The following is a 20,844-nucleotide window of genomic DNA, read 5'->3' on the forward strand; positions in this document are numbered from 1 at the left end:
GCGCACGAGACAACCTGTTGATCGGAGGAAGTCGTGCAGGTGACAGTCAACTTAGCCAACTTGTGTGCCTTCCGTGAAGATTGAAGGGTCATATGCCCGATACGCTTCTGTGACCTTCGTCCCTTCCCCCAGGGACTCGACGGCCCGCTGAGTGTCCGGTCGGCGATCTTCCGTACCTCCGCCTGCAACGTCGTACAAGGAGGTACGTCATGACCGTCCAGCGCACGCCGTCCACCGAGCTGCGTCTGACCGCCGCCGTCTACGCGGACGTCCTGGCCCGGGATCCGGCGCAGTCCGAGTTCCATCAGGCGGCGCGTGAGGTCCTGGAGTCCCTCGAACCCGTGCTCACTCGGCGCCCGGAGTACCTGCGCCACCGGGTCCTTGAGCGACTGTGCGAGCCGGAGCGGCAGCTGCTCTTCCGCGTGCCGTGGGTGGACGACGCCGGGCACGTGCAGGTCAACCGGGGCTTCCGGGTGGAGTTCAACTCCGCGCTCGGACCGTACAAGGGCGGTCTGCGCTTCCACCCGTCGGTGAACCTGGGCATCGTGAAGTTCCTCGGCTTCGAGCAGATCTTCAAGAACGCGCTCACCGGACTGGGCCTCGGCGGCGGCAAGGGCGGCGCCGACTTCGACCCCAAGGGCCGCTCCGACGGCGAGATCATGCGGTTCTGCCAGTCGTTCATGACCGAACTCCACCGCCACCTCGGCGAACACACCGACGTCCCGGCCGGTGACATCGGCGTGGGCACCCGGGAGATCGGCTATCTGTTCGGCCAGTACAAGCGCATCACCAACCGCTACGAGTCCGGCGTCCTCACCGGCAAGGGCCTGAACTGGGGCGGCTCCCACGTCCGCACCGAGGCCACCGGGTACGGCACGGTGTACTTCGTCGCCGAGATGCTCGCCGCGCGTGGCCAGGACCTGGAGGGCAGGCGGGTCGTCGTCTCCGGCTCCGGCAACGTGGCCGTTCACGCCGCCCGGAAGGCGCGGGAACTCGGCGCGACGGTCGTCGCGATGTCCGACTCCGACGGCTACGTGGTCGACACGGCCGGCATCGACGTCGAACTGGTCAGGGAGATCAAGGGAGTTCGCCGGGCCCGGATCAAGGAGTACGCCCGGACCGTGACCCGGGCCCGGTATGTCGAGGGCGGGTCCGTCTGGGACGTTCCGTGCTCGGTCGCGCTGCCGTGCGCCACGCAGAACGAGCTCGACGAGAACGCGGCACGCACCCTGGTGGCGGGCGGCGTCGTCGCGGTCGCCGAGGGAGCCAACATGCCCACCACGCCGCAGGCCGTACGGCTGTTACAGGAGGCCGGGGTCGCGTTCGGCCCGGGCAAGGCGGTCAACGCGGGCGGTGTGGCCACCTCGGCACTGGAGATGCGGCAGAACGCCACCCGCGACGCGTGGACCTTCGAGGACACCGACCGGCGGCTCGCGGCCATCATGGCCGACATCCACACCACGTGCCGCGAGACCGCGGAGACCTACGGGGTGCCGGGCAACTACGTCGTCGGCGCGAACATCGCCGGATTCGTCAAGGTGGCCGACACCACGCTCGACCTCGGCGTGGTCTGACACCTCCCCGCCCCCGTAACGTCCCGGGGTCCCTTCCCGGCCCCGATGCGGCAGTGTCGCTCCGGAACACCGTCGACAAGGAGGGCGAGGGCCCGTGAGGTTGTGGCTTGGCGGAAGACCGGGCTGGATGGCAGTGCTGGCGGCGCTGCTGATGACGGCGGGACTGTGCGTGAGCGCGTCGGCCGCGTCGGCGGCGCCCGCGGCACGGCCGGACTTCAGACTGCCGTTCGCGTGCGGACAGACCTGGCAGTTGCAGACGTATCTGGGCCACGCGCCCGACGACAAGAAGCTCGACATGTACCGGGTCGGGGGCACCACCCTCGGTTCGACGGTCGTCGCCTCCGCCGCCGGCACGGTCACCGAGCGCTTCGCGCCTGGCGGTGTCGAGATCAACCACGGCAACGGCTGGTTCACCGTGTATCTGCACATGGAGGGCATCGACGTCCAGCTCGGGCAGCGCGTCGCCGCCGGTGACCGGCTCGGGCGGCTCGGCCTGGTCGGCACGGACTCGGCCCATCTGCACTACGAGCAGCTCTACGACACCAACGGCGACAACGACGGCGAGACGGACGAGATGGTCCACCCCGTCATCCAGGGGACCGAGTACCGGCTGAGCCCCAACGGCCCCTTCCCCCAGGTCACCAGCACCAACGCCTGCGGGAGCGGTGAGCCGGAGCGGTTCTGGGTGGACACCTTCGCCGACGCCACCGGCTATCCCGACGTGGACTGCGTGGGCGACACCACCCCGCGGTGCGCACCCCAGGGCACGCTGCTCAAGGGCACCAACTACGTCCTGTGCAAGAAGAAGGGCTCCACGGTGGGCAACAGCACCTCGCACAACCACTGGTGGCTGCTGACCGACCTCGATGTGGTGGCACCGGGCGGCAAGGCCCGGGCCTGGGTCTCCGCCTACTACCTGGAGAGGTGGGGCAACGACGAGGCCAGGGACAACGACGGCCGGGACATCCGCCTCTGCTGATCCGGCCGGAGGATCAACTCCCGGCCGGATCAGGGGAGTTCATCCGCACTCGGGCACCGTGGGACGGTCCTTGGTGCGGATGACCGGAAGCCACGCGGTGGGCTGCGTGGCACCGTCCGGCAGGCGGACCCGGTACCACTCGCCGGACCGGGTCCCCACCTCGTCGGTGACCGGGACCCCCTGGCGCAGTCGGCACTCCACGGGGAGCACGTCTCCGTGCCACACGCGGGTGGGTACCACGTTGCCGATGGTGTACGGCTCGAGCGGATCGACGGCCAGACCCAGACTGCACATGGGGTCGCGTGCGGCCGTCCGGTCGCGGCAGAATTTCTCCACGTTGAACACCGTGACGTGCGCGGCGGCCGGGGTGGGGTCGGGGAGCTTCTCCGAGTGTGCCGTGGTGCCGCCGACCGCGCCGTCCACCTCCTCGTCCGACCCGACGTAGGACCACAGGGCGGCTGCCGTGCCCACGGTCGCGGCGGCCGCCGCCACGAGCCCCAGGCGCCGCAGGGAGCGCCGGACGCCCGAGGTCGCGCTCGCGCCGCCACCGGCTTGGGCAGCCGCCCGCATGCGGGTCAGCAGGCTGTCGGCGGTGTGCGCGACGCGCAGGTCGTGGGTGGGCGCCAGGCAGTCGCCGACCAGGTCGCGCCATGACGCCGGTACGGAGACATGCAGGCGCAGCGGTGCCCGTCCGGCGGCGTACTCCTGCGCCGCCGCGCCCCGTCCCCCGGCCGTGCCCCCCGGAAAGGGCGAGGCGCCGCCGGTGAACACCTGGTGGATCATGATGCCCAGGGCCCAGATGTCACCGCTCGGGCGGGCCTGGACGCCTCGCTCGCCGAGCGGGGCCTTCCAGCGTTCGGGCGGCAGGTAGTCCGGGGTGCCCAGGGGCGGGATCCACGCGTGCGTACCGCGCGCGTCGTCCAGTTGCCCGGACAGGCCGAAGTCCGACAGACGGACCGAACCGTCCGCCATCAGCAGGACGTTGTCGGGCTTGAGGTCGCCGTGCACCCACCCCTCGCTGTGCAGATGCGCCAGCCCCTCGCAGATCTCCGTCAGAATCCGCTCCCCCGTAGCCGTCGGCACCTCTCCTTCCTCCTCCAGGAGTTGCCGCAGGTTGCGCTCGGCGCGCTCCATCACGAGCACCACGGCACCGTCGAGTTCGGGGTGGTCCGCGTCCTCCAGCACGACGGAGTCGATCAGCCGGATCAGCCGGGGATGGCTGGTCCGACGCCCGAACTCGCGCTCTCGTCGGGCGCTGTCCACCAGCCCCCGGGCCTGCCAGGGCGAAAGGCCCGCCGTGGGCAGGAACTTCAGCGCGACGGCGGTGTCGGCGTCCGCCTCGCGCATGCTCCGGCCCGCGTAGACCCAACCCCAGCCGCCGTCCGCGATGGGCTCGACGACCTCCCAGTCACCGACCCGGTACCCGCGCGGGATCCGCTCCCCCGCCCCGCTCATCGGCACACCACCCCTGTCCGTACCCCGCCGGGCCCGGCCGCCGGGCGCGCCGGCAGGTACCGCAGATGCCCCTCGCCGACCAGACCGAAGCGCAGCGCGACGGCGACGAGCGCCTCCCGCTTGCCGTTGCGGCGGCCGCCCCGGACGGCCTCGCCCGCGGCGGCAGGCGCCTGGATGCGGAGTTTCTCCTCGGCGAGGTAGTCGATCTGGGCGCTCACCGCACGCGTCGTCAGCTGCGCGCACTGCGGGTGCGCGCGGAGCCGTTCGACGATCTCGGGCGTGGTCGGCACCGCGAGCGCCGACTCGTCGCGCAGCCGGGGCTCGCACAGGGCGACCAGCACGAGGAAGTACGTGGCGGTCTCGTCCAGCGAGTAGGCGGTCAGGGTCCGCGTGCCCCGCCGGCCCTCGTCCGCGCCCTCCGGATCGAGGTAGACGTGGTCGGGGGCGAAGACCTGGAAACTCACCCCGGAACCCCGTGTGGGCAGCACGACCCGCGCGAACTCGAACGGGATGGGCACCCCGACCCGGCGGGGCGGCACCCTCAGGTACTCCCCGGCGCCCTCCGGGTTCTCCACCAGATAGCTCTGCGTGGAGCTGAAGTTGCTGAGCAGCCAGTGGTCGCCGCTCACCCGGATCTCCCCGGCCAGCCGGGACACCGCCGGGTCGGTCAGCCGCAGTTCCACGGGCACCGTGTCGGAGCCCCGGCCGAAGCGGGCCGCCTCACCCGCGCCCAGCCGTACCGTCGTTGCCGGTTCCTGCGGCAGATGGATCAGTACGCCGCTCATCGTCCCCCCGTCCTGGCCAGTTCCTTGCCGTCGGCGTCGTACACGCGAAAGACGCAGTCGCCGAGCGGGTTCTCGTCGGTGTCGTCGGGCCGTGGTGCGCCGACGGCGTGGGTGCTCACGTAGGTGGGCCGGCCGGCCAGCCGCACGATGGGCAGATCGGTGGTGCGGTCGTGCTCCGTCTTGGTGATCCGGGCGGCGGGCGTCCGGCCGGTGTACGCGAGGACGTACACCACCCCCCGCGGGCGGCGGTGCGCGTGGAAGGTCATCGGTGCGGCGGCCGACTGCTCGACGTCCAACTCCCGTTCACAGGTGGGCTTCTGTTCGTCCGGGTTCGCGTCGCAGTACGCGCGCTCCTCCAGCGTGTACCAGACGCCCAGTCCCGCCTCGACTCGCTCCCCGGGGCGCACGACGCGTACCGGTGAGCGGCCGTGAGCGGACTCGGGGGAGGCGGATGTCGGCGGCTGGGTACCGGTGTGCGAGTGGTCCGGTCCTGATGGCAGGACCAGTCTTCCGGTCAGCGGGGCCAGCAGGGCGACGGCCAGGGTGCCGGTCAGCAGTCTGCGGCGCCGCTTGACGAGCGTGGCGCGGCGCCTGATCCGGTCACGCGGGAACACCGTGGGGGCGCAGTCCCGTGCGGCCTCCTCCAGCACCAGCCAGAGTTCGGGGGGTGGCTGCTGCGGCGCTGCCTCGGTCCTCATGAGCGGCACGTCTCCCCCGTGTTCGTACGCCGTCGTGGCGGCACGGGTGGACCGTGCGGTGCGGTCTCGGCGTCGTCCCCCTTCCGGCCGGCGCCCGGTTCTCCTGCCGGGTGCCCTGCCGCGTCTCTTCGTGCGGCGACGGACAGCGGGCCGGTCATCACACACACCCCGGATCACCCCGTTTCCTTTCCCTGCGTGCGCTGGTCGTGGCGCACATGAGTTCCTGTCAGTAACACCACGCGCACCCGGCCCGGGTTGCACGGGCCGGGTGACGGGGTGCGACCACCTCGACACGGCGAACTCCCGGGTGGCGTACGCCACCCGGGAGCAAGGGGCCGGACCAGGACCGCCTCAGACGGCAGCCCGTCGCGGGACCGTACGGGAGCCGGCGTCCTGGGTCGTCCGCCACAGCGCGCCGGACAGCCACAGCAGGACGACGCCGACCACGAGGTGCAGGGCGCTGGTGAACACGGAGTCCGCGAGGCCGGTCAGGAACGCGAACAGGGGCAGGACGACGGCGTACCCCCACGACGGCACCCTCGGGAACACCCGTGCGCGGATCATCGCCGTCCCGAACAGGGCGCATCCCACGGCGAAGACGGCCGCGGAGCCGAGGAGCACGGGCACGGTGGGGCCGGTCAGGGTCTCCTCGACGACCTTGTCGTCGAAGTGGAACAGCACGAGGTTCGCGGCGTAGGCGGCGCCGCCGAACAGGCCGAGGCCGATCAGGTTGACGGTGCGCGCGATCTCGCCGAAGCGGCCGCCGACCGGCCCTTGGCGCCGGTGCAGTCCGGTCAGGAGCGGCACGGCGAAGGCGGGCGCGAGGGCGAAGGCGACGCTGGTCGCGGAGGTCTCGCCGGTGAACGTCTCCACCAGCGCGGGCAGCGCGATCAGCAGGCCGGACAGGATCCCGCACAGGGCGTCGAGGCGGAACGCCGACGAGGCGACGGGTGAGGACATGAGGACACTCCGGTTGCTCGGACGGTGGGTCAGGGCCGTCACCGTAGGAGGCCGTCGCCCGGCGGGGGCAGGTGCGCAACGGGGAGATCGCGGGCCACAGGTCACCGTCGTCGTTGCGGCGGACGGCCGTTCGGCATGTGCCGTTCGGCCGGAGTCGGGCGCCGGCGTCCCCGCGGACGCGGTGTTCGGCCTAGCCTGACGGCAGTGGGCGAGGGGGGTGTGCATGACGAGCCATGTGCCGGTGCGATGGGTGCCGTCGCTGTTGTACGGGGCGGTGCTGCTCGGCGGTGTGTACTACGCGGCGGTCGTTCCGGACGGCCGTCCCGGACCGGCGTTCTGGCGTACGGCCGGATTCGTCGCCGCGATCGGGGCGCTGTTCGCCCTGGAGGCCGGTGTCCTTCGCCGTGCCGCGGCGCGGGTGCCGATCCTGCTGGCGCGCTGCGCGCTGATCGGCGTGGTGGTGCTCCTCGACGCCTCGGGCCTTGCGCCCGTACTGCTGGTGCTGGTGCCGTTCACCGCCTACTTCGCCTTCGGCCGCACGCCGGCTCTCGTGCTGGGCGCGCTCTGTCTGGTCGGGCCGCTCATGGCGTACGTGCTGACGGATCCGGGCTGGTACCGCGATCCCGAGCACGTCTCCGATCTGCTGATGCTCTGCGTCGGCCTGGTGCTGGCGCTGTCCATGGCCGCCGTGGCCCTCGGCGAACAGCACGCCCGGCTCGCCCTGGAGGGGCAGGCGGCCCAGGTCGCGGAGCTGTCCGCCGCCACCGAACGCAACCGGCTGGCCCGGGACATCCATGACAGCCTCGGGCACCATCTCACGGCGATGTCCGTGCAGTTGGAGATGGCCTCGGACTTCCGCGCGCGGGACCCGGAGGCCGCCCAGCGGGCACTGGAGGAGGCGCGGCGGTCGGTCAGGCTCGCGCTGGGCGACGTACGGCAGTCGGTTCGTGCGCTGCGGACCCCGCCACCGCTGCCCGCCCTCGCGGCGGCGCTCGCCGACCTCGCGCACGGCGGTGAGGCGCCGCCGCGGGTGACGGTGGAGGTCAGCGGTGACGAGGACGGCTACGGCACGCCTGAGCTGACCGCCCTGTACCGGGCCGCGCAGGAGGGCGTGACCAACGCGCGCCGGCATGCCGAGGCCACTCGGGTGTCGGTGACGCTCCGTCTGGCCGGGGACGCCGCGCGGCTCGTGGTCAGCGACGACGGCCGGGGCTTCACACCTGTCGAGGCCACCGGCGGGGTCGGGCTGCTCGGGATGAGGGAGCGGGTGCACCTCGTGGCGGGCAGCGTCGCCATCGACAGTGATCCCGGCGGTGGGACCCGGCTGACGGTGACCGTTCCGCGCGGGAAGGCCCGGGAGGCCTGACATGGACGACCCGCAGCCCAGGACGGCCGTACGCGTGCTCGTGGTGGACGACCAGACGCTCATCCGGGACGGCATCGCCTCGCTGCTGTCCATCCGGCCGGGTCTCACGGTCGTCGGCACCGCCGTGGACGGGCGGGACGCCGTGGCGAAGACCCTGGAACTGGGCCCGGACGTGGTCCTCATGGACGTCCGCATGCCGCGGATGGACGGCGTCGAGGCGGTGGCGGTCCTGCGCAGCCGGGCCCCGCGGTGCAGGGTGGTGATGTTGACGACGTTCGACGACGAGGAGTACGTGGTGCAGGCGCTGCGGGCCGGCGCCCACGGCTATCTCCTCAAGGACCTGCCGGCCGAGGAACTCGCCCACGCGGTCCGCCTCGCCCACGCGGGCGTCACCCAGCTCGACTCGTCCGTCGCCCGTCACCTCACCGCCGCCCTGCCCTCCCCCACCGCACCCGCAGCCCCGGCCGTCCCGCTGAGCCCCCGCGAGACGGACATCCTGCGACTCGTCGCCCAGGGCCACACCAACCGGGAGATCGCCAGCCGCCTCTACCTCAGCGAAGGCACCGTCAAGAACCACATCTCCCGCATCCTGACCCGCCTCGCCCTGCGCGACCGCACCCAGGCGGCTCTGCGCGCGCGGGACCTCGGTCTGCTGTGAGGGCCCGGGCAGTCGGGTTGGTGGGTCTGCGGGGGCGTCACTGTCCCTGATCGCCTCGGCCGGCATGCGGGCGACGGACCGGGTGCCGACGTCGGACGGACCGGGAGCCCCTTCGCCTGCGGGATGGCGGCTCGCGCTCGGCCTTGGGGTTCCGTCACGCCGCCGGGCTCAGGCGGGTGACCCCGAGGAGCGAGACGTCAGCGCAGGCGGCCGATCCCGAGGAGCGAAGCGTCAGCGCATGCCTGCCGCGTCCAGCAGGGTGGTCACCGTGGGTGCGACGAGACCCGTCAGCTTGTCCGCCCCGATGCCCGCGCGGGCGCTGGCACCGTCGAAGACCAGGCTGAGCTGTCGGGCCAGCAGATCAGCGTCGCTCGCCCCGCCCCGCTCGGCCTCGGCACGGAAGAAGGCGGTCAGGTTCTCCTTCACCGCGTGGGCGACCCGGCTCGCGGGGTGGTTCTGGTCCTTGAGCTCGATCTGCGCCGCCAGGAAGGGGCAGCCGTAGAACTCGGGGGCGCCCGACTGCGTCTCCACCTCCCGAAAGACATGGAGGATCCGCTCCCGGGGTGAACGATCGTCGTCCGCCGTGGGCAGGAGCGCCGCCACATAGGCGGACGTGCGCCGCTCCAGGCTCGCCGCGAGCAGTGCGTCCTTGCTCTCGAACAGCTGGTACATGGAGCGCTTCGACACTCCCGCCGCCTTGCACAGCGCCTCGACGCCGATGCCGACGCCGTCCCGATAGGTGAGCGTCGCCGCCGCCTCCAGCAGCCGGTCCCTGGGGCTTTGCTTCACTTCGGTGGTCATACCGCGAGGTTAACCCATGGCGAGGCAAGGTGAAACCGATCGGTTTCCGGATGGTTTGCGTGCGGACGCCCGCCCTCACCTCGGCTGGACCGACACCGCCGTCTTCTCGGGCGCCGCCTCGGCGGGGACGCGGTGCAGGCCCTTGCGGTCGTACCACCCGAGGACGCCGAAGCCGAACAGGACGGCTGCGGCGAGGCCGGCGGCCATCATGAGCCACGCGCGGGTCAGACCCGCGTCGCCCTGGGCGTCGTAGTAGAGGATCGAGCGCACGCCACCGGTGATCTGCCGCAGTGGCTCGAACTCCGCGAGGAAGCGGTAGAAGCCGGGCAGCGCCTCGAGGGGAGTGGTGGCCCCGGACGTCGGCACCGCCATCCCGATGAAGACCAGCGTGACCACCAGCATGCCGGGGGTGCCGAAGACCGCGAGGAGGGTCAGGGCGCCGATCCCGCTGACCGCGATGGCGCACACCGAGAACAGCCACAGCAGCGGCAGGTGGGAGGCGTCCATGCCCATGACGCCGACCGCGCCGACCATGACCAGAGTGCCCATCAGCAGGGACAGGGCGGTCATGAGGGTGGCGCTGATGGCGAGGGTCTGCACCCGGGTGGCCCGGATCAGGGGGCGGTGCAGGCGCACCGGGCCCATGTCGTTGTGGGTGTAGCCGAGGGCGTGGTCCACCTGGCCGCTGATGACGTTGGCGGAGAGCATGCCGCACACCACCAGGGCGAGGGCGTAGTAGAACGCCGTCAGGCCCAGGCCACTGTGCGAGCCCAGCGGGTGCCCGTCCTCGACCCGGACGGCGGCCGGGTCGGCGAGCAGGACGCGTGCCGCGGCGGGCAGCGTCTGCCGCTGGGCGCCGGTCCGCGCGGTCAGTTCCCTGCCCACCTGCGCCGAGGCGTTCTCGGCCGCCTGGGTGGTCGCCGCCCGGGCCAGGCTGGAGCCCACGCTGCCGGCGGACTGGTTGGTCAGCACCGTCAGTGTCGGGCGGGTCGGGGTCCCGGTGGTCGTGGTGCTCGTCAGCGCGGTGACGGACGAGGTGAAGTGGGCGGGGACGACGAGCGCGCCGTACAGCTTGCCCTCGCCGAGTTCCTCCTTCATCTCCTTCTCACCCATCACCCTCCAGTCGATCTTGTCCCCGCTCGCGGTGGACCTCTCGATCGATTCGGTGATGCGCGTCCCCAGGTTGACCTGCCCCGCGCCTTCGTCCGCATTGACCAGCCCGACGGGCAGCTTGGTCATGTGATCGACGGGGTCGATGTTGGCGCCGACATAGAAGACGGCGAACAGCAGCGCCAGCACGCCCGTGATGACGCCATTAACGATCCACAGGGGCTTGGCGCGCAGGACGCGGGAAGGGTGACTGCCACTCATGACGTACGTTTCTCTCGCTCGGTGGACGCGGAACGCCTCGCCGGGGGCTGCCAGCCGCCGGAGACTTCCTTGACGGGCTTGTGGGGGAATCGGCGCCGGGCGTACTCCTGCGCGGCGGAACCCGGCATCACGTACAGGGTTTCCTTCTTGTCCTGGAGCGGGCGCAGCACGGTGTCCATGAACGACTTGCGGTCGTCCAGGTACGGACCCAAAACGTCCTCGCCGGCGGGACAGACGGCGACGCAGTAGCCGGACTTGTAGCCGGGGGGCGAGCTGAGGCTCTGCCACATGGAGGCGCTCTCGGAGTCGGTGACCCGCGAGCGGTAGTCGGCGGCGTCCTCGCTGTCGGCCACGGTCTGCGCCCAGTCGGTGAACCCGCTCATGAACTCGCGGTAGTTGTGCGTGGTGCAGGCCAGCGCGTCGAAGGCGCCGTCCTTGGCGATCGCGCCGACCGGGCAGGCCGCGACGCACAACTTGCAGTCGATGCAGGGGTTGTAGTCGAGCGCTTGCCCGTACTCGCTCACCTCCGCGTCCACCAGGACGGTGACCAGCAGGACGAAGCTGCCGAACTTCGGGTGGATGACGTTGCGGTGCAGGCCCATCACGCCGAGCCCGGCGGCCACGGCGACCGTCTTGTGCGCCACCACCCAGATCCGTTCACTGGGGAAGCGGTCCATCTCCTGGGGGAAGCCCACGGACGGATTGAGCGCGCGGTGACCGGCGTCCTGGAGCGCCTGGGTGACGGTGCGGGCGGCGTGGTTGGCCTGTTCGTCGGTCTGGTGGAACTCCTGGTTGGCCACGCTGCGAGCCGGGGAGCGGCAGTTGTCGCGGTTCATCCGCACCGCCATCGCGATGAGGCTGCGGGTGCCGGGCAGCGCCGACTGCGCGTGCTCGCGCTCGCCGGCCAGGTCGGGGTGGTCCAGGCTGACCGCCGCGGCGTCGTCGGCGCCGGCCGCCAGGCACAGTTCGCGCAGCCAGCCGGCGTCGATCACCGCCGGCGGGCGTACCGCGTCTCCGGCTCCGCGCCGGGCGAGGACGGCCTGGACCGACGGATGGGCGGCCAGTTTCGCCGGCAGTCTGGGACCGGGCAGGCGCCCCTCGGCGTCGTGCGCGACAGTCATCGTGCTCCTAGAGACTCGGGTGCGGACGTCCGCCCGCACAGCGACGGGACGTGCCGCCTGCGCGGCGACGAGACGCGCCCGCCCGCACGGCCGGAAACCGATCAGTTTCACCACCGTAAACTGATCGGTTTTCCCATGCAAGCCCGAGCCACGGGGCGGCGTCGGCGGCCCCCAGGAGGTCAGGGGCACCCCAAGGGGCCGGGGGGCTCCAGCAGCGACTCCCCTCCGCCCCGCCGACCCACCTTGCGCACGGAAACCGATCGGTTTACTGTGTTGGACACCGATCGGTTTCCCATCTCTCGTGGAGGCAGTCATGACCGCTCTGAAGAACGCCAACGTCTTCGTCACCGGCGGCAGCCGTGGCATCGGCAAGGCGCTGGTGGAGGAGCTGTACGCCCGCGGCGCCGCCAAGGTCTACGCCACGGCCCGCGACCCGCGCACCGTGACGCACCCCGACGCGGTCCCGGTGGCGCTGGAGGTCACCGACCCGGCCGCCGTGGCGGCGGCCGCCGCACAGGCGCAGGACGTCACCGTGCTGATCAACAACGCCGGTGCCTCGGTCGGCGCCTCCTACCTCGACTCCCCCGTCGACGACGTGCGCAGGGAGTTCGAGACCAACTTCTACGGCCCGCTGCTGCTCACCCGCGCCTTCGTACCGATCATCGAACGCAACGGCGGCGGCCACATCCTCAACGTGCACTCCGTGCTCTCCTGGCTGGCCCTCGGCGGCTCCTACAGCGCCTCCAAGGCCGCCCTGTGGTCGCAGACCAACTCCCTGCGCCTGGAGCTGAAGCCGCGCGGCATCTCCGTCACCGGACTGCACGTCGGATACGTCGACACCGACCTGGCGGCGGGCGTCGAGGCACCCAAGTCCAGCCCCCGTGACGTCGCCGCCCTCGCCCTCGACGGCGTCGAGAGCGGTGCCTACGAGGTGCTCGCCGACGACATCTCACGCCAGGTCAAGGCGGGCCTCGCCGGCGACCTCGCCGGGCTGTACGAGCAGTTGGCCAAGTAGGACTGCGGCGACAGAACAGGAAGACGGCGAGATGCCCAGCCACGAGACACGTCCCACGATGCACATCCCGGGGACCACCACCCACACCCTCGCCCCGCGCACCGGACGTGACAGCCGCGAGGGAACACTGCGCTACCTCAGGGCGGGCACCGGCGCCCCGCTGGTCCTGCTGCACACCGTGCGCACCCAGGCCGAGCACTTCCGCCTCCTCATCCCCCTGATCGCCGAGCGGTACACGGTGTACGCCCTCGACCTGCCGGGGATGGGCTATTCCGAGATCGTCCCCGGGGCGTCCTACGACGAGCCGGCGATGCGCGCGGGCGTCGAGCGGCTGTTCACCGAACTCGACCTGCACGACGTGACGTTGGTCGGGGAGTCCATGGGCGCGGTGCTCGCCCTGACCGCCGCGGCCGACCTGCCGGAGCGCGTCCGGCGCGTCGTCGCGGTGAACACCTACGACTTCCGCGGCGGCATCGCCCGCTCCAGCCTCCTCGCCCGTGTGGTGGTCAGCGGTGTTCTCGCGCCCGGGGTGGGCCCGGTGATCGCCGGCGTGGAGCCCAAGCCGGCCCTCCGCAGGATCCTTCAGGGCGGGCTGGTCGACAAGACCGCGCTGCACGAGGACTACGTGGACGAGCTCCTCCAGGTGGGCGGCCGTCCCGGGTACCCGACCGTGGCCCGGGGCGTCTACCAGAACCTGCCCAGCCTCATCGCGGCCCGCTCCCGCTACCCCGAGGTCAAGGCCCCCGTCCACCTCGTCTACGGCGAGAAGGACTGGTCCCGCCCCTCGGACCGGGAGGCCAACAGGCACCTGCTGCCCACCGCCGAGTTCACGCAGGTACCGAAGGCCGGCCACTTCATCGCCCTGGAACGGCCCGACCTGCTGGCGGATCTGTTGAACACGGTGGCCTGACCACTGCGGGCCGCAGCAGCGACCGCCGGCGCCGAAGAGACCCGACGGGGACGGCACCCAGCGCGAGGGTGCCGTCCGCCGCCGTGTGTGTTGTCCGTGGGCCCCGGCGTACCCGTCCGACGCGCGGGCCCGCGCGAGGGCGCCGCAGTCCCTCGGGAAGGGGGTGCCGCTGGCAGATCTCCCCCTCACCCCGGCAAAACGCCAGGTCAAGCCCGCATCCGCCGGTGCGTCAGGTGGCGCAACACTCCAGCAACACCACTATCCCTACCGGATAAGTATGGTTCGGGCCATGCCATCCACCGACCGCATCCGGGACCACGCCGGCCAGGGCGCGCCCACCGTCGCCGCCCAGCGCACGCGGCGCCGGCTGCGCGCGGACCAGGCACGCCAGCTGGCCGACCTCCTGCGCCACCAGATCCTCACCGGAGGCTTCCCCGCCGGTACCCTGCCGCACGAGTCGACCCTGGCCACCGACTACCGGGCCTCCCGCAACACCGTCCGCCAAGCCCTCGACCTGCTGCGCGCCGAGGGCCTGGTGGAGCGCCTCCCCGGCGTCGGCACGGTGGTCGTCGCCCAGAAGTACCCGCACGGGCTCGATCGCCTGATGGGCCTCGCGGAGACCCTGCGCGAGCACGGCCAGGTCACCAACGAGGTCCGCACCATGGGCCCCGCGCCCGCACCCGCCCCGGTGGCCGAGCGCCTGCGCGTCCCACCCGGCGCCGACGTCCTCTACATCGAACGCCTGCGCCGCCTCAACGGCCTCCCGCTCTCGCTCGACCTCACCTACATCCCGCTCGACATCGGCACCGCCCTGCTCGGCGCCGATCTGGAGAACACCGACGTCTTCCGCCTCCTGGAGTCCCTCACCGGCCGGCGACTCGGCCACGCCGAGATCACCCTGGAGGCGGTGAACGCCGACGCCCACTCCGCGACCGTCCTGGAGGCGCCACGCGGCGCGGCCGTCCTGATGCTGGAGCGGCTCACCCACCTCGCCGACGGACGCCCGGTCGACCTGGAGTTCATCCGCTTCCGCGGCGACCGCATCACGATGAGCGGTCTGCTGCACCGCGCCCTGTAGACACCACCCGTTCCCCTCAGCACGACCTTCCCGGAGACAGCCATGCCCTTGGTGCCCCAGCGTGCCGACGTGCCCGTGACCATCGACGAGTCGAAGTGCATCGACGGATGCACGCTCTGCGTGGACATGTGCCCGCTGGACTCCCTCGCCATCGACGAGACCAACGGCAAGGCGTACATGCACGTCGACGAGTGCTGGTACTGCGGCCCGTGCGCGGCCCGCTGTCCCACCGGAGCCGTCACGGTCAACATGCCCTATCTGCTCCGCTGAGAGGCCCCAACCGCCATGAGACGCACCGCAGTCGCACTCACCGCACCCGTCCTGCTGCTCCCGCTGTCCGCCTGCGGGGGCAGCGCCGAGGCGGGCAGCGGCTCCACGGTCACGGTCACCGTCGGATACCAGTCCAAGACCATCAACACGGTCACGGCCGGCACCCTCCTGCGCTCCCTCGGCTCCTTCGAGAAACAGCTCAACGCCCTCGATGACGGCAAGACGTACAAGGTCGACTGGCAGGACTACGCGACCGGCGCCCCCATCACCGCACAGATGACCGCCGGGAAGATCGACATCGGTTCGATGGGTGACTTCCCGCTCCTCATCAACGCGGCCCGCGGCAGGCAGCTGGGCAAGCCCACCCACCTGGTCTCGGTCACCGGCTACAACCTCAAGGGCGGCCTGAACACCGTCGTCGTCCCGCCGACGTCGAAGCTCGAGTCGCTGAAGGACCTCAAGGGCAAGAAGGTCTCCACCAGCGTCGGTTCCGCCGCCGACGGCACCCTCGTACGAGCCCTACAGCGCGCCGGCATCGACCCCAACCGGGGCATCGAGAAGCTCAACCAGCAGCCCGCGGTGGGCGCCTCGGCCCTCACGGCGGGCAGCGCCGACGCCCTGTCCCAGTTCGTGGCCTGGCCGGGCCTGCTCGCCTACCAGGGCAAGGCCAAGGCGCTGTACGACGGCGCCCAGCTGAACCTGCCCACCTTCCACGGCGTCACCGCCCGCGAGGACTTCGCCGAGGAACGCCCCGCCGTGCTGGAGGCCTTCCTGAAGGCCCAGGCAGAGGCGACCGACTACCTCACCGCCCATCCCGTGGCGGCCGCCGAGAAGGTCGCCAAGGCCACCGGCCTGCCCGCCGAGGTCGTCTACCTCTACAACGGCGCCCACGGCATCTCCACCTTCGACCCGGCCGTCAAACCGCAGCTCGTCGCCGCGCTCGAACAGGACGTGTCGGTACTGAAGGCGGCCAAGCTGACCGGCGACATCGACGTGGACGCCTTCGTCGACGACCAGTACGTCAAGAAGGCCCTCGGCGCCGACTACGCCGAGCGGCTCGCCGCCGCCCCGCCCGCCGCCGCGAGCGAGGTCTGGCCCAAGGGCGCGACGAGGACGCGGAGTTTCCCCTCCCCCGCCCGGCTCCTCGCCTACGTCGCCGAGCACAAGGACACCCTCCGCGCCGCGTACGTCCCCGACGCCACCACCGGCACCCTCTGGTTCGCCGACAAGGCCGTCTGGGTGGCGGACGGCGAACAGCTGCTGCCCTTCGTCGCCCCGGAGACCGCCCGCGCCTACGTCAGCGCGCACAACGGCGCCCAGGTGATCACGTACGCGGAGGCCCTGGGACGGGCCTCGTGAGCCGCTATCCCCGGCGGACCGGCCGGCTCGCGCTGCGGGCCGGCTCGCTCGCCGCCGCACTCGGGCTGTGGCAGCTGCTGACCACCTGCGACGTGAACGTCTGGCTGCGCTTCGGGCAGTTCCCGACGGTCACCGACGTCGCCCGGACCTTCGCCGACCGGCTCGCCGGGCCCGACTACTGGACCGACCTCACCGACAGCCTCACCCGGATCGTCACCGGATTCCTGCTCGCCGCCGTCCTGGGCTTGGCCACCGGCGTGCTCGTGGCACGCTCGCGGCTCGCCGAGGACCTGCTCGGACCGGTCCTGGAGGTCGTACGGCCCATCCCGGCCATCGCCATGGTGCCCGTCGCGATCCTGCTGTTCCCCTCCAACGAACAGGGCATCGTCTTCATCACCTTCACCGCCGCGTTCTTCCCGGTACTGGTCTCCACCCGGCACGCGGTGCGCGCGCTGACCCCGGTGTGGGAGGAGGCGGTGCGCACCATGGGCGGCGGAGGGTGGCGGGTGCTCGGCTCGGTCGTCCTGCCGGGCGCGCTGCCCGGCATCTTCGGCGGCCTGTCGGTCGGCATCGGCGTGTCGTGGATCTGTGTGATCTCCGCCGAGATGATCTCCGGCCAGTACGGCGTCGGCTACCGCACCTGGCAGGACTACACGATCGTCAACTATCCGGGCGTGTTCGTCGGCATGGTCACCATCGGCCTGCTCGGCTGGCTGACGTCCACCGCGGTGGAGCTGGTCGGCCGCCGCCTGACCCGCTGGCTGCCGCGCACGTCGTACGCCGCGGACGCCCGGCCCCGCCCCGCCCGGACCCGGGTGGCGCCGTCCACCGTCCCGCCCGCCAAGGCCGAGGAGGCACGCGATGAGCACCTCGTCTGAGACCAGGCCGACCACGGCGAGGACCGCGCCGGTGTCCCCGCGCGGCACCCGCCTCACCTTCCGCGGGGCCACGCTCGGCCGGCCGGACGCCCCGGCCGTGACCGACGTGGACCTCGATGTCGCCGCCGGCGAGATCCTCACCGTCGTCGGTCCCTCCGGCTGCGGCAAGTCCACCGTGCTGCGCACCTTCGCGGGACTGCTGCCCCCGCTGGACGGGACGGTGGAGCAGGACGGCCGGCCGGTGACCGGCCCCGGCGCGGACCGCGCGCTGGTCTTCCAGGAGGACGCCCTGCTGCCCTGGCGCACCCTGCGGGCCAACGTGGAGCTGCCCCTCGCCATCCAGCGACTGCCCCGCGCGCGACGCAGGGAGCAGGCCGACGCCTGGCTGGAGCGGGTCGGACTCGCCGACCGGGCACGGCAGTTGCCCCACCGGGTCTCCGGCGGGCAGCGCCAGCGCGCCCAGCTCGCCCGCGCCCTCGCCGGCCGGCCCCGCGCGGTCCTGATGGACGAACCCTTCGGCGCGCTCGACGCGCAGACCCGCGCCGGGATGCAGGACCTTCTGGTGGAGGTGTTGCACGGCACGGGCGCGACCGTCGTCTTCGTCACCCACGACGTCGACGAGGCCCTGTTCCTCGGCGACCGCGTGGCCCTCCTCGGCTCCGGCCGGCTGATCGCCGTACGCGACGTGCCGCGCCCGCGGGAGCGCACGGCGCGCGACGACCCGGCCCGCGTGGCCCTGCGGCGCGACATCCTCACCTCGCTCGGTACCTGAAAGGCCCCCTGTGACCAGCCCCGTGAACACCCCCCTGGAGATCCCCGCCCTCACCGACGCCGAGGAACTGACCTGCGACGTCCTCGTCGTCGGCGGCGGCACCGCGGGCACCATGGCGGCGCTGACCGCCGCCGAGCACGGCGCGCGGGTGCTGCTGCTGGAGAAGGCCCACGTCCGCCACTCCGGCGCGCTCGCCATGGGCATGGACGGCGTCAACAACGCCGTCATCCCGGGCCGCGCCGAACCCGACGACTACGTCGCGGAGATCACCCGCGCCAACGACGGCATCGTCGACCAGTCCACCGTCCGCCAGACCGCCACCCGCGGCTTCGCCATGGTGCAGCGCCTGGAGTCGTACGGCGTGAAGTTCGAGAAGGACGAGCACGGCGAGTACGCGGTCCGCCAGGTCCACCGCTCCGGCTCCTATGTGCTGCCGATGCCGGAGGGCAAGGACGTCAAGAAGGTCCTGTACCGGCAGTTGCGGCGCCGCGAGATGCGCGAGCTGATCCGGATCGAGAACCGGGTGATGCCGGTACGGGTGCTCACCGCCGAGGGCCGGGCCGTGGGGGCGGTCGGCTTCAACACCCGCACGGGCGGCTTCGTCACGGTCCGCGCGGGCGCGGTGATCCTCGCGACCGGCGCCTGCGGCCGCCTGGGCCTGCCCGCCTCCGGCTATCTGTACGGCACGTACGAGAACCCGACCAACGCCGGTGACGGCTATGCGATGGCGTACCACGCGGGCGCCGAGCTCACCGGCATCGAGTGCTTCCAGATCAACCCCCTGATCAAGGACTACAACGGCCCGGCGTGCGCGTACGTCGCCAACCCCTTCGGCGGCTACCAGGTCAACCGGCACGGCGAACGCTTCGTCGACTCCGACTACTGGTCGGGCCAGATGATGGCCGAGTTCGCCGAGGAGGTGGCCGGAGACCGCGGACCGGTCTACCTGAAACTGAGCCACCTTCCCGAGGAGTCGATCTCGGCGCTGGAGTCGATCCTGCACTCCACCGAGCGCCCGACGCGCGGCACCTTCCACGCCGGCCGCGGTCACGACTACCGCACCCACGACGTCGAGATGCACATTTCCGAGATCGGCCTGTGCGGCGGCCACTCGGCCTCCGGCGTCCGCGTCGACGACCACGCCCGCACGACCGTCCCGCGGTTGTACGCCGCCGGGGACCTGGCCTGCGTCCCCCACAACTACATGATCGGCGCCTTCGTCTTCGGCGACCTCGCGGGCGCCGACGCCGCCCAGCACCGGCCCTACGAGGGCGAGTTGCCCCCGGACCAGCTCCAGGAGGCGCACGAGCTGATCTACCGCCCGCTGCGCAACCCCGACGGGCCGCCCCAGCCCCAGGTCGAGTACAAGCTGCGGCGATTCGTGAACGACTACGTGGCCCCGCCCAAGTCCGGGGCCCGCCTCTCGCTGGCGCTGGACGCCTTCGAGCGGATGCGCGCCGACGTCGCCGCGATGGGTGCCCGCACCCCGCACGAGCTGATGCGCTGCGCCGAGGTGACCTTCATCCGGGACTGCGCGGAGATGGCCGCGCGGTCCTCGCTGGCCCGCACGGAGTCGCGTTGGGGTCTCTACCACGACCGCATCGACCATCCGCAGCGCGACGACGCCTCCTGGTTCCACCACCTCGATCTGCGCAAGTCCCCTGCGGGCGCGATGGAGTTCACGGCCCGTCCCGTGAGCCCCTATCTGGTTCCGGTCGAGGGTTTCACCCCGGTCGGGGGCCCCTCCAGGCACCTCGGCGAGGTCCACGCGGAGCAGGTCGCGACGGCGGGCGCCCGGGACGTGGCGCCGGTGGCGTGGGGGCAGGAGTCCGCCGCCACCGGCGCTGCCGCACGCGCCGGTGAGGAGGCCGAGGCCGAGACGCCGGCCACCCCGCGCCTGCTCGCCCTGCTCTCCCTCACCGAGGAGACACCCGAACTGTCCGCCCTCACCCCCTACTTGGCCGACCCCGAGCCCGCAGTGCGCCGTACGGCCGTGACGGTCCTGACGGAGACCGTCCCCGCGGGCACCGGACCGGCGCTGGCCGCGGCGCTGGCCGACTCCGACGCCGGGGTGCGGGCCGCCGCGGCCGCCTCGCTGCGGGAGCTGGTCGAGACGCTGCCTCCCGAGCCGGCCCTGCGCGACGGCCTCGCCACGGCCCTGTCCCAGTCCGACCCGGTGGTCCGAGCGGCCGCCCTGGACGTCCTGCGCGCTCTGCGGCTGGGTGACGAGGGGCTGTTCGCGGCGGCGCTGTCGGACGCGGACATCACCGTCCGCATCGCGGCCGTACGTGCCCTGGTCTCGGTCGAGGCCGTCGGGGAGGTGGCCCGCGCGGCGACCGTCGATCCCTCCCGCGAGGTGCGCGTCACCATCGCCAAGGCCCTGGCCACCGCGGGCCCCGAGGCGAGCGGGACCCTCGCGCACCTCGTGAACGACCCCGACGCCCTGGTCCGCGGAGCCGCCTACGAGGCGCTCGGCACGACGGGCTGCCCGCCCGCCCTGGCCGCCCACGCGGAAGCGGCCCTCGCCGACCCCGCCTGGCAGGTGCGCGCCGGCGCCGCCACCGCACTGTCCGCCGGCGACCCCGAGCGCACCGTCCCGGCCCTCGCCAAGGCCCTCGCCGATCCCAACGCCGACGTCCGCAAGGCAGTTGTGCGCGCCCTGACCCGCCACCGGGCCACCGCCGACGCCCGAGCGGCCCTGTCCACCGCGACCACGGACTCGGACGCGGACGTCAGGGCCTACGCGGCACGGGCGCTGTGACCGGCACCGTCACCCTCTGAGGTCCGGCGAGGC

19 protein-coding genes are annotated in these 20,844 nt (G+C 72.2%); 12 read left to right on the plus strand and 7 right to left on the minus strand.

Going from position 1 to position 20,844, the window contains the following annotated elements; translation table 11 throughout:
- The first annotated feature begins 209 nt into the window (after positions 1–209).
- Together gdhA and ACH41F_RS06225 are read left to right on the plus strand one after the other, a co-directional pair.
- Positions 210–1,574, plus strand: a complete 1,365-nt coding sequence (gene gdhA / locus ACH41F_RS06220; RefSeq protein WP_398833397.1) for an NADP-specific glutamate dehydrogenase — start codon at positions 210–212, stop codon at positions 1,572–1,574.
- Positions 1,575–1,701: 127 nt separating this feature from the next.
- Positions 1,702–2,553: a peptidoglycan DD-metalloendopeptidase family protein gene (locus ACH41F_RS06225; RefSeq protein ID WP_391232111.1), complete on the plus strand. Its 852-nt coding sequence runs from the start codon at positions 1,702–1,704 to the stop codon at positions 2,551–2,553.
- 39 nt (positions 2,554–2,592) lie between these two features.
- Here ACH41F_RS06225 and ACH41F_RS06230 read toward each other — a convergent pair whose 3' ends face one another.
- The 4 genes from ACH41F_RS06230 to ACH41F_RS06245 form a co-directional block, all read right to left on the minus strand.
- A complete protein-coding gene (locus ACH41F_RS06230; RefSeq protein WP_391232110.1) occupies positions 2,593–4,008 on the minus strand; it encodes a protein kinase in 1,416 nt (471 codons plus the stop codon).
- Positions 4,005–4,793 carry a serine/threonine protein kinase gene (locus ACH41F_RS06235; RefSeq protein ID WP_391232109.1) on the minus strand — a complete coding sequence of 263 codons (789 nt, stop codon included), beginning with the start codon at positions 4,791–4,793 and terminating at the stop codon, positions 4,005–4,007. The genes ACH41F_RS06230 and ACH41F_RS06235 overlap by 4 nt, the downstream gene beginning before the upstream one ends.
- A complete protein-coding gene (locus ACH41F_RS06240; protein ID WP_398833400.1) occupies positions 4,790–5,491 on the minus strand; it encodes a hypothetical protein in 702 nt (233 codons plus the stop codon). The genes ACH41F_RS06235 and ACH41F_RS06240 overlap by 4 nt, the downstream gene beginning before the upstream one ends.
- 351 nt (positions 5,492–5,842) lie before the next feature.
- A complete protein-coding gene (locus ACH41F_RS06245) occupies positions 5,843–6,451 on the minus strand; it encodes a hypothetical protein (protein WP_398833402.1) in 609 nt (202 codons plus the stop codon).
- A 223-nt stretch (positions 6,452–6,674) separates the two neighbouring features.
- Here ACH41F_RS06245 and ACH41F_RS06250 point away from each other — a divergent pair, with 223 nt between their 5' ends.
- Together ACH41F_RS06250 and ACH41F_RS06255 are read left to right on the plus strand one after the other, a co-directional pair.
- Positions 6,675–7,817, plus strand: a complete 1,143-nt coding sequence (locus ACH41F_RS06250; protein WP_398833404.1) for a sensor histidine kinase — start codon at positions 6,675–6,677, stop codon at positions 7,815–7,817.
- A gap of 1 nt (position 7,818) precedes the next feature.
- Positions 7,819–8,475: a response regulator gene (locus tag ACH41F_RS06255; RefSeq protein ID WP_398833406.1), complete on the plus strand. Its 657-nt coding sequence runs from the start codon at positions 7,819–7,821 to the stop codon at positions 8,473–8,475.
- A gap of 231 nt (positions 8,476–8,706) precedes the next feature.
- Here ACH41F_RS06255 and ACH41F_RS06260 read toward each other — a convergent pair whose 3' ends face one another.
- The 3 genes from ACH41F_RS06260 to ACH41F_RS06270 all read right to left on the minus strand — a co-directional run bounded on the left by ACH41F_RS06260 (position 8,707) and on the right by ACH41F_RS06270 (position 11,768).
- Entirely contained in the window at positions 8,707–9,276 is a 570-nt protein-coding gene (locus ACH41F_RS06260; protein ID WP_391232104.1) for a TetR family transcriptional regulator, read from the minus strand.
- Positions 9,277–9,351: 75 nt separating this feature from the next.
- Positions 9,352–10,647 carry a DUF3533 domain-containing protein gene (locus ACH41F_RS06265; protein WP_398833408.1) on the minus strand — a complete coding sequence of 432 codons (1,296 nt, stop codon included), beginning with the start codon at positions 10,645–10,647 and terminating at the stop codon, positions 9,352–9,354.
- Positions 10,644–11,768, minus strand: coding sequence for a 4Fe-4S binding protein (locus tag ACH41F_RS06270; protein WP_398833410.1), 1,125 nt, complete (start codon positions 11,766–11,768; stop codon positions 10,644–10,646). The genes ACH41F_RS06265 and ACH41F_RS06270 overlap by 4 nt, the downstream gene beginning before the upstream one ends.
- 313 nt (positions 11,769–12,081) lie before the next feature.
- Between ACH41F_RS06270 and ACH41F_RS06275 the strand changes: the two genes are divergently transcribed.
- The 8 genes from ACH41F_RS06275 (at position 12,082) to ACH41F_RS06310 (ending at position 20,811) form a co-directional block, all read left to right on the plus strand.
- Positions 12,082–12,783 (plus strand): SDR family oxidoreductase, encoded by a 702-nt coding sequence (locus ACH41F_RS06275; RefSeq protein ID WP_398833412.1) that lies wholly within the window; start codon positions 12,082–12,084, stop codon positions 12,781–12,783.
- 31 nt (positions 12,784–12,814) lie between these two features.
- The gene (locus tag ACH41F_RS06280) at positions 12,815–13,693 is read left to right on the plus strand and encodes an alpha/beta fold hydrolase (protein ID WP_398833414.1); all 879 of its coding nucleotides are present in this window, start codon (positions 12,815–12,817) and stop codon (positions 13,691–13,693) included.
- A 289-nt stretch (positions 13,694–13,982) separates the two neighbouring features.
- Entirely contained in the window at positions 13,983–14,771 is a 789-nt protein-coding gene (locus ACH41F_RS06285; protein ID WP_391232098.1) for a UTRA domain-containing protein, read from the plus strand.
- A gap of 42 nt (positions 14,772–14,813) precedes the next feature.
- On the plus strand, positions 14,814–15,041 hold the full coding sequence (locus tag ACH41F_RS06290; RefSeq protein WP_351802318.1) for a ferredoxin family protein: 228 nt from the start codon (positions 14,814–14,816) through the stop codon (positions 15,039–15,041).
- Positions 15,042–15,056: 15 nt separating this feature from the next.
- Entirely contained in the window at positions 15,057–16,400 is a 1,344-nt protein-coding gene (locus tag ACH41F_RS06295; RefSeq protein ID WP_398833416.1) for an ABC transporter substrate-binding protein, read from the plus strand.
- Positions 16,397–17,278, plus strand: coding sequence for an ABC transporter permease subunit (locus tag ACH41F_RS06300; protein WP_391232096.1), 882 nt, complete (start codon positions 16,397–16,399; stop codon positions 17,276–17,278). Before ACH41F_RS06295 ends, ACH41F_RS06300 begins: the two co-directional genes overlap by 4 nt.
- On the plus strand, positions 17,262–18,050 hold the full coding sequence (locus tag ACH41F_RS06305) for an ATP-binding cassette domain-containing protein (protein WP_391232095.1): 789 nt from the start codon (positions 17,262–17,264) through the stop codon (positions 18,048–18,050). The genes ACH41F_RS06300 and ACH41F_RS06305 overlap by 17 nt, the downstream gene beginning before the upstream one ends.
- A 10-nt stretch (positions 18,051–18,060) precedes the next feature.
- Entirely contained in the window at positions 18,061–20,811 is a 2,751-nt protein-coding gene (locus ACH41F_RS06310) for a fumarate reductase/succinate dehydrogenase flavoprotein subunit (protein ID WP_391232094.1), read from the plus strand.
- The last annotated feature ends 33 nt before the right edge of the window (positions 20,812–20,844 follow it).

The organism is Streptomyces sp. NPDC020489 (genome assembly GCF_044386545.1).
Classification (GTDB): domain Bacteria; phylum Actinomycetota; class Actinomycetes; order Streptomycetales; family Streptomycetaceae; genus Streptomyces.

Coding starts and splice junctions, on each gene's coding strand:
- ACH41F_RS06285 (WP_391232098.1), top strand. CDS start 13,983: ATGCCATCCACCGACCGCATCCGGGACCACGCCGGCCAGGGCGCGCCC.
- ACH41F_RS06275 (WP_398833412.1), top strand. CDS start 12,082: ATGACCGCTCTGAAGAACGCCAACGTCTTCGTCACCGGCGGCAGCCGT.
- ACH41F_RS06270 (WP_398833410.1), bottom strand. CDS start 11,768: ATGACTGTCGCGCACGACGCCGAGGGGCGCCTGCCCGGTCCCAGACTG.
- gdhA (WP_398833397.1), top strand. CDS start 210: ATGACCGTCCAGCGCACGCCGTCCACCGAGCTGCGTCTGACCGCCGCC.
- ACH41F_RS06280 (WP_398833414.1), top strand. CDS start 12,815: ATGCCCAGCCACGAGACACGTCCCACGATGCACATCCCGGGGACCACC.
- ACH41F_RS06235 (WP_391232109.1), bottom strand. CDS start 4,793: ATGAGCGGCGTACTGATCCATCTGCCGCAGGAACCGGCAACGACGGTA.
- ACH41F_RS06265 (WP_398833408.1), bottom strand. CDS start 10,647: ATGAGTGGCAGTCACCCTTCCCGCGTCCTGCGCGCCAAGCCCCTGTGG.
- ACH41F_RS06245 (WP_398833402.1), bottom strand. CDS start 6,451: ATGTCCTCACCCGTCGCCTCGTCGGCGTTCCGCCTCGACGCCCTGTGC.
- ACH41F_RS06225 (WP_391232111.1), top strand. CDS start 1,702: ATGGCAGTGCTGGCGGCGCTGCTGATGACGGCGGGACTGTGCGTGAGC.
- ACH41F_RS06250 (WP_398833404.1), top strand. CDS start 6,675: ATGACGAGCCATGTGCCGGTGCGATGGGTGCCGTCGCTGTTGTACGGG.
- ACH41F_RS06290 (WP_351802318.1), top strand. CDS start 14,814: ATGCCCTTGGTGCCCCAGCGTGCCGACGTGCCCGTGACCATCGACGAG.
- ACH41F_RS06305 (WP_391232095.1), top strand. CDS start 17,262: ATGAGCACCTCGTCTGAGACCAGGCCGACCACGGCGAGGACCGCGCCG.
- ACH41F_RS06230 (WP_391232110.1), bottom strand. CDS start 4,008: ATGAGCGGGGCGGGGGAGCGGATCCCGCGCGGGTACCGGGTCGGTGAC.
- ACH41F_RS06295 (WP_398833416.1), top strand. CDS start 15,057: ATGAGACGCACCGCAGTCGCACTCACCGCACCCGTCCTGCTGCTCCCG.
- ACH41F_RS06240 (WP_398833400.1), bottom strand. CDS start 5,491: ATGAGGACCGAGGCAGCGCCGCAGCAGCCACCCCCCGAACTCTGGCTG.
- ACH41F_RS06255 (WP_398833406.1), top strand. CDS start 7,819: ATGGACGACCCGCAGCCCAGGACGGCCGTACGCGTGCTCGTGGTGGAC.
- ACH41F_RS06260 (WP_391232104.1), bottom strand. CDS start 9,276: ATGACCACCGAAGTGAAGCAAAGCCCCAGGGACCGGCTGCTGGAGGCG.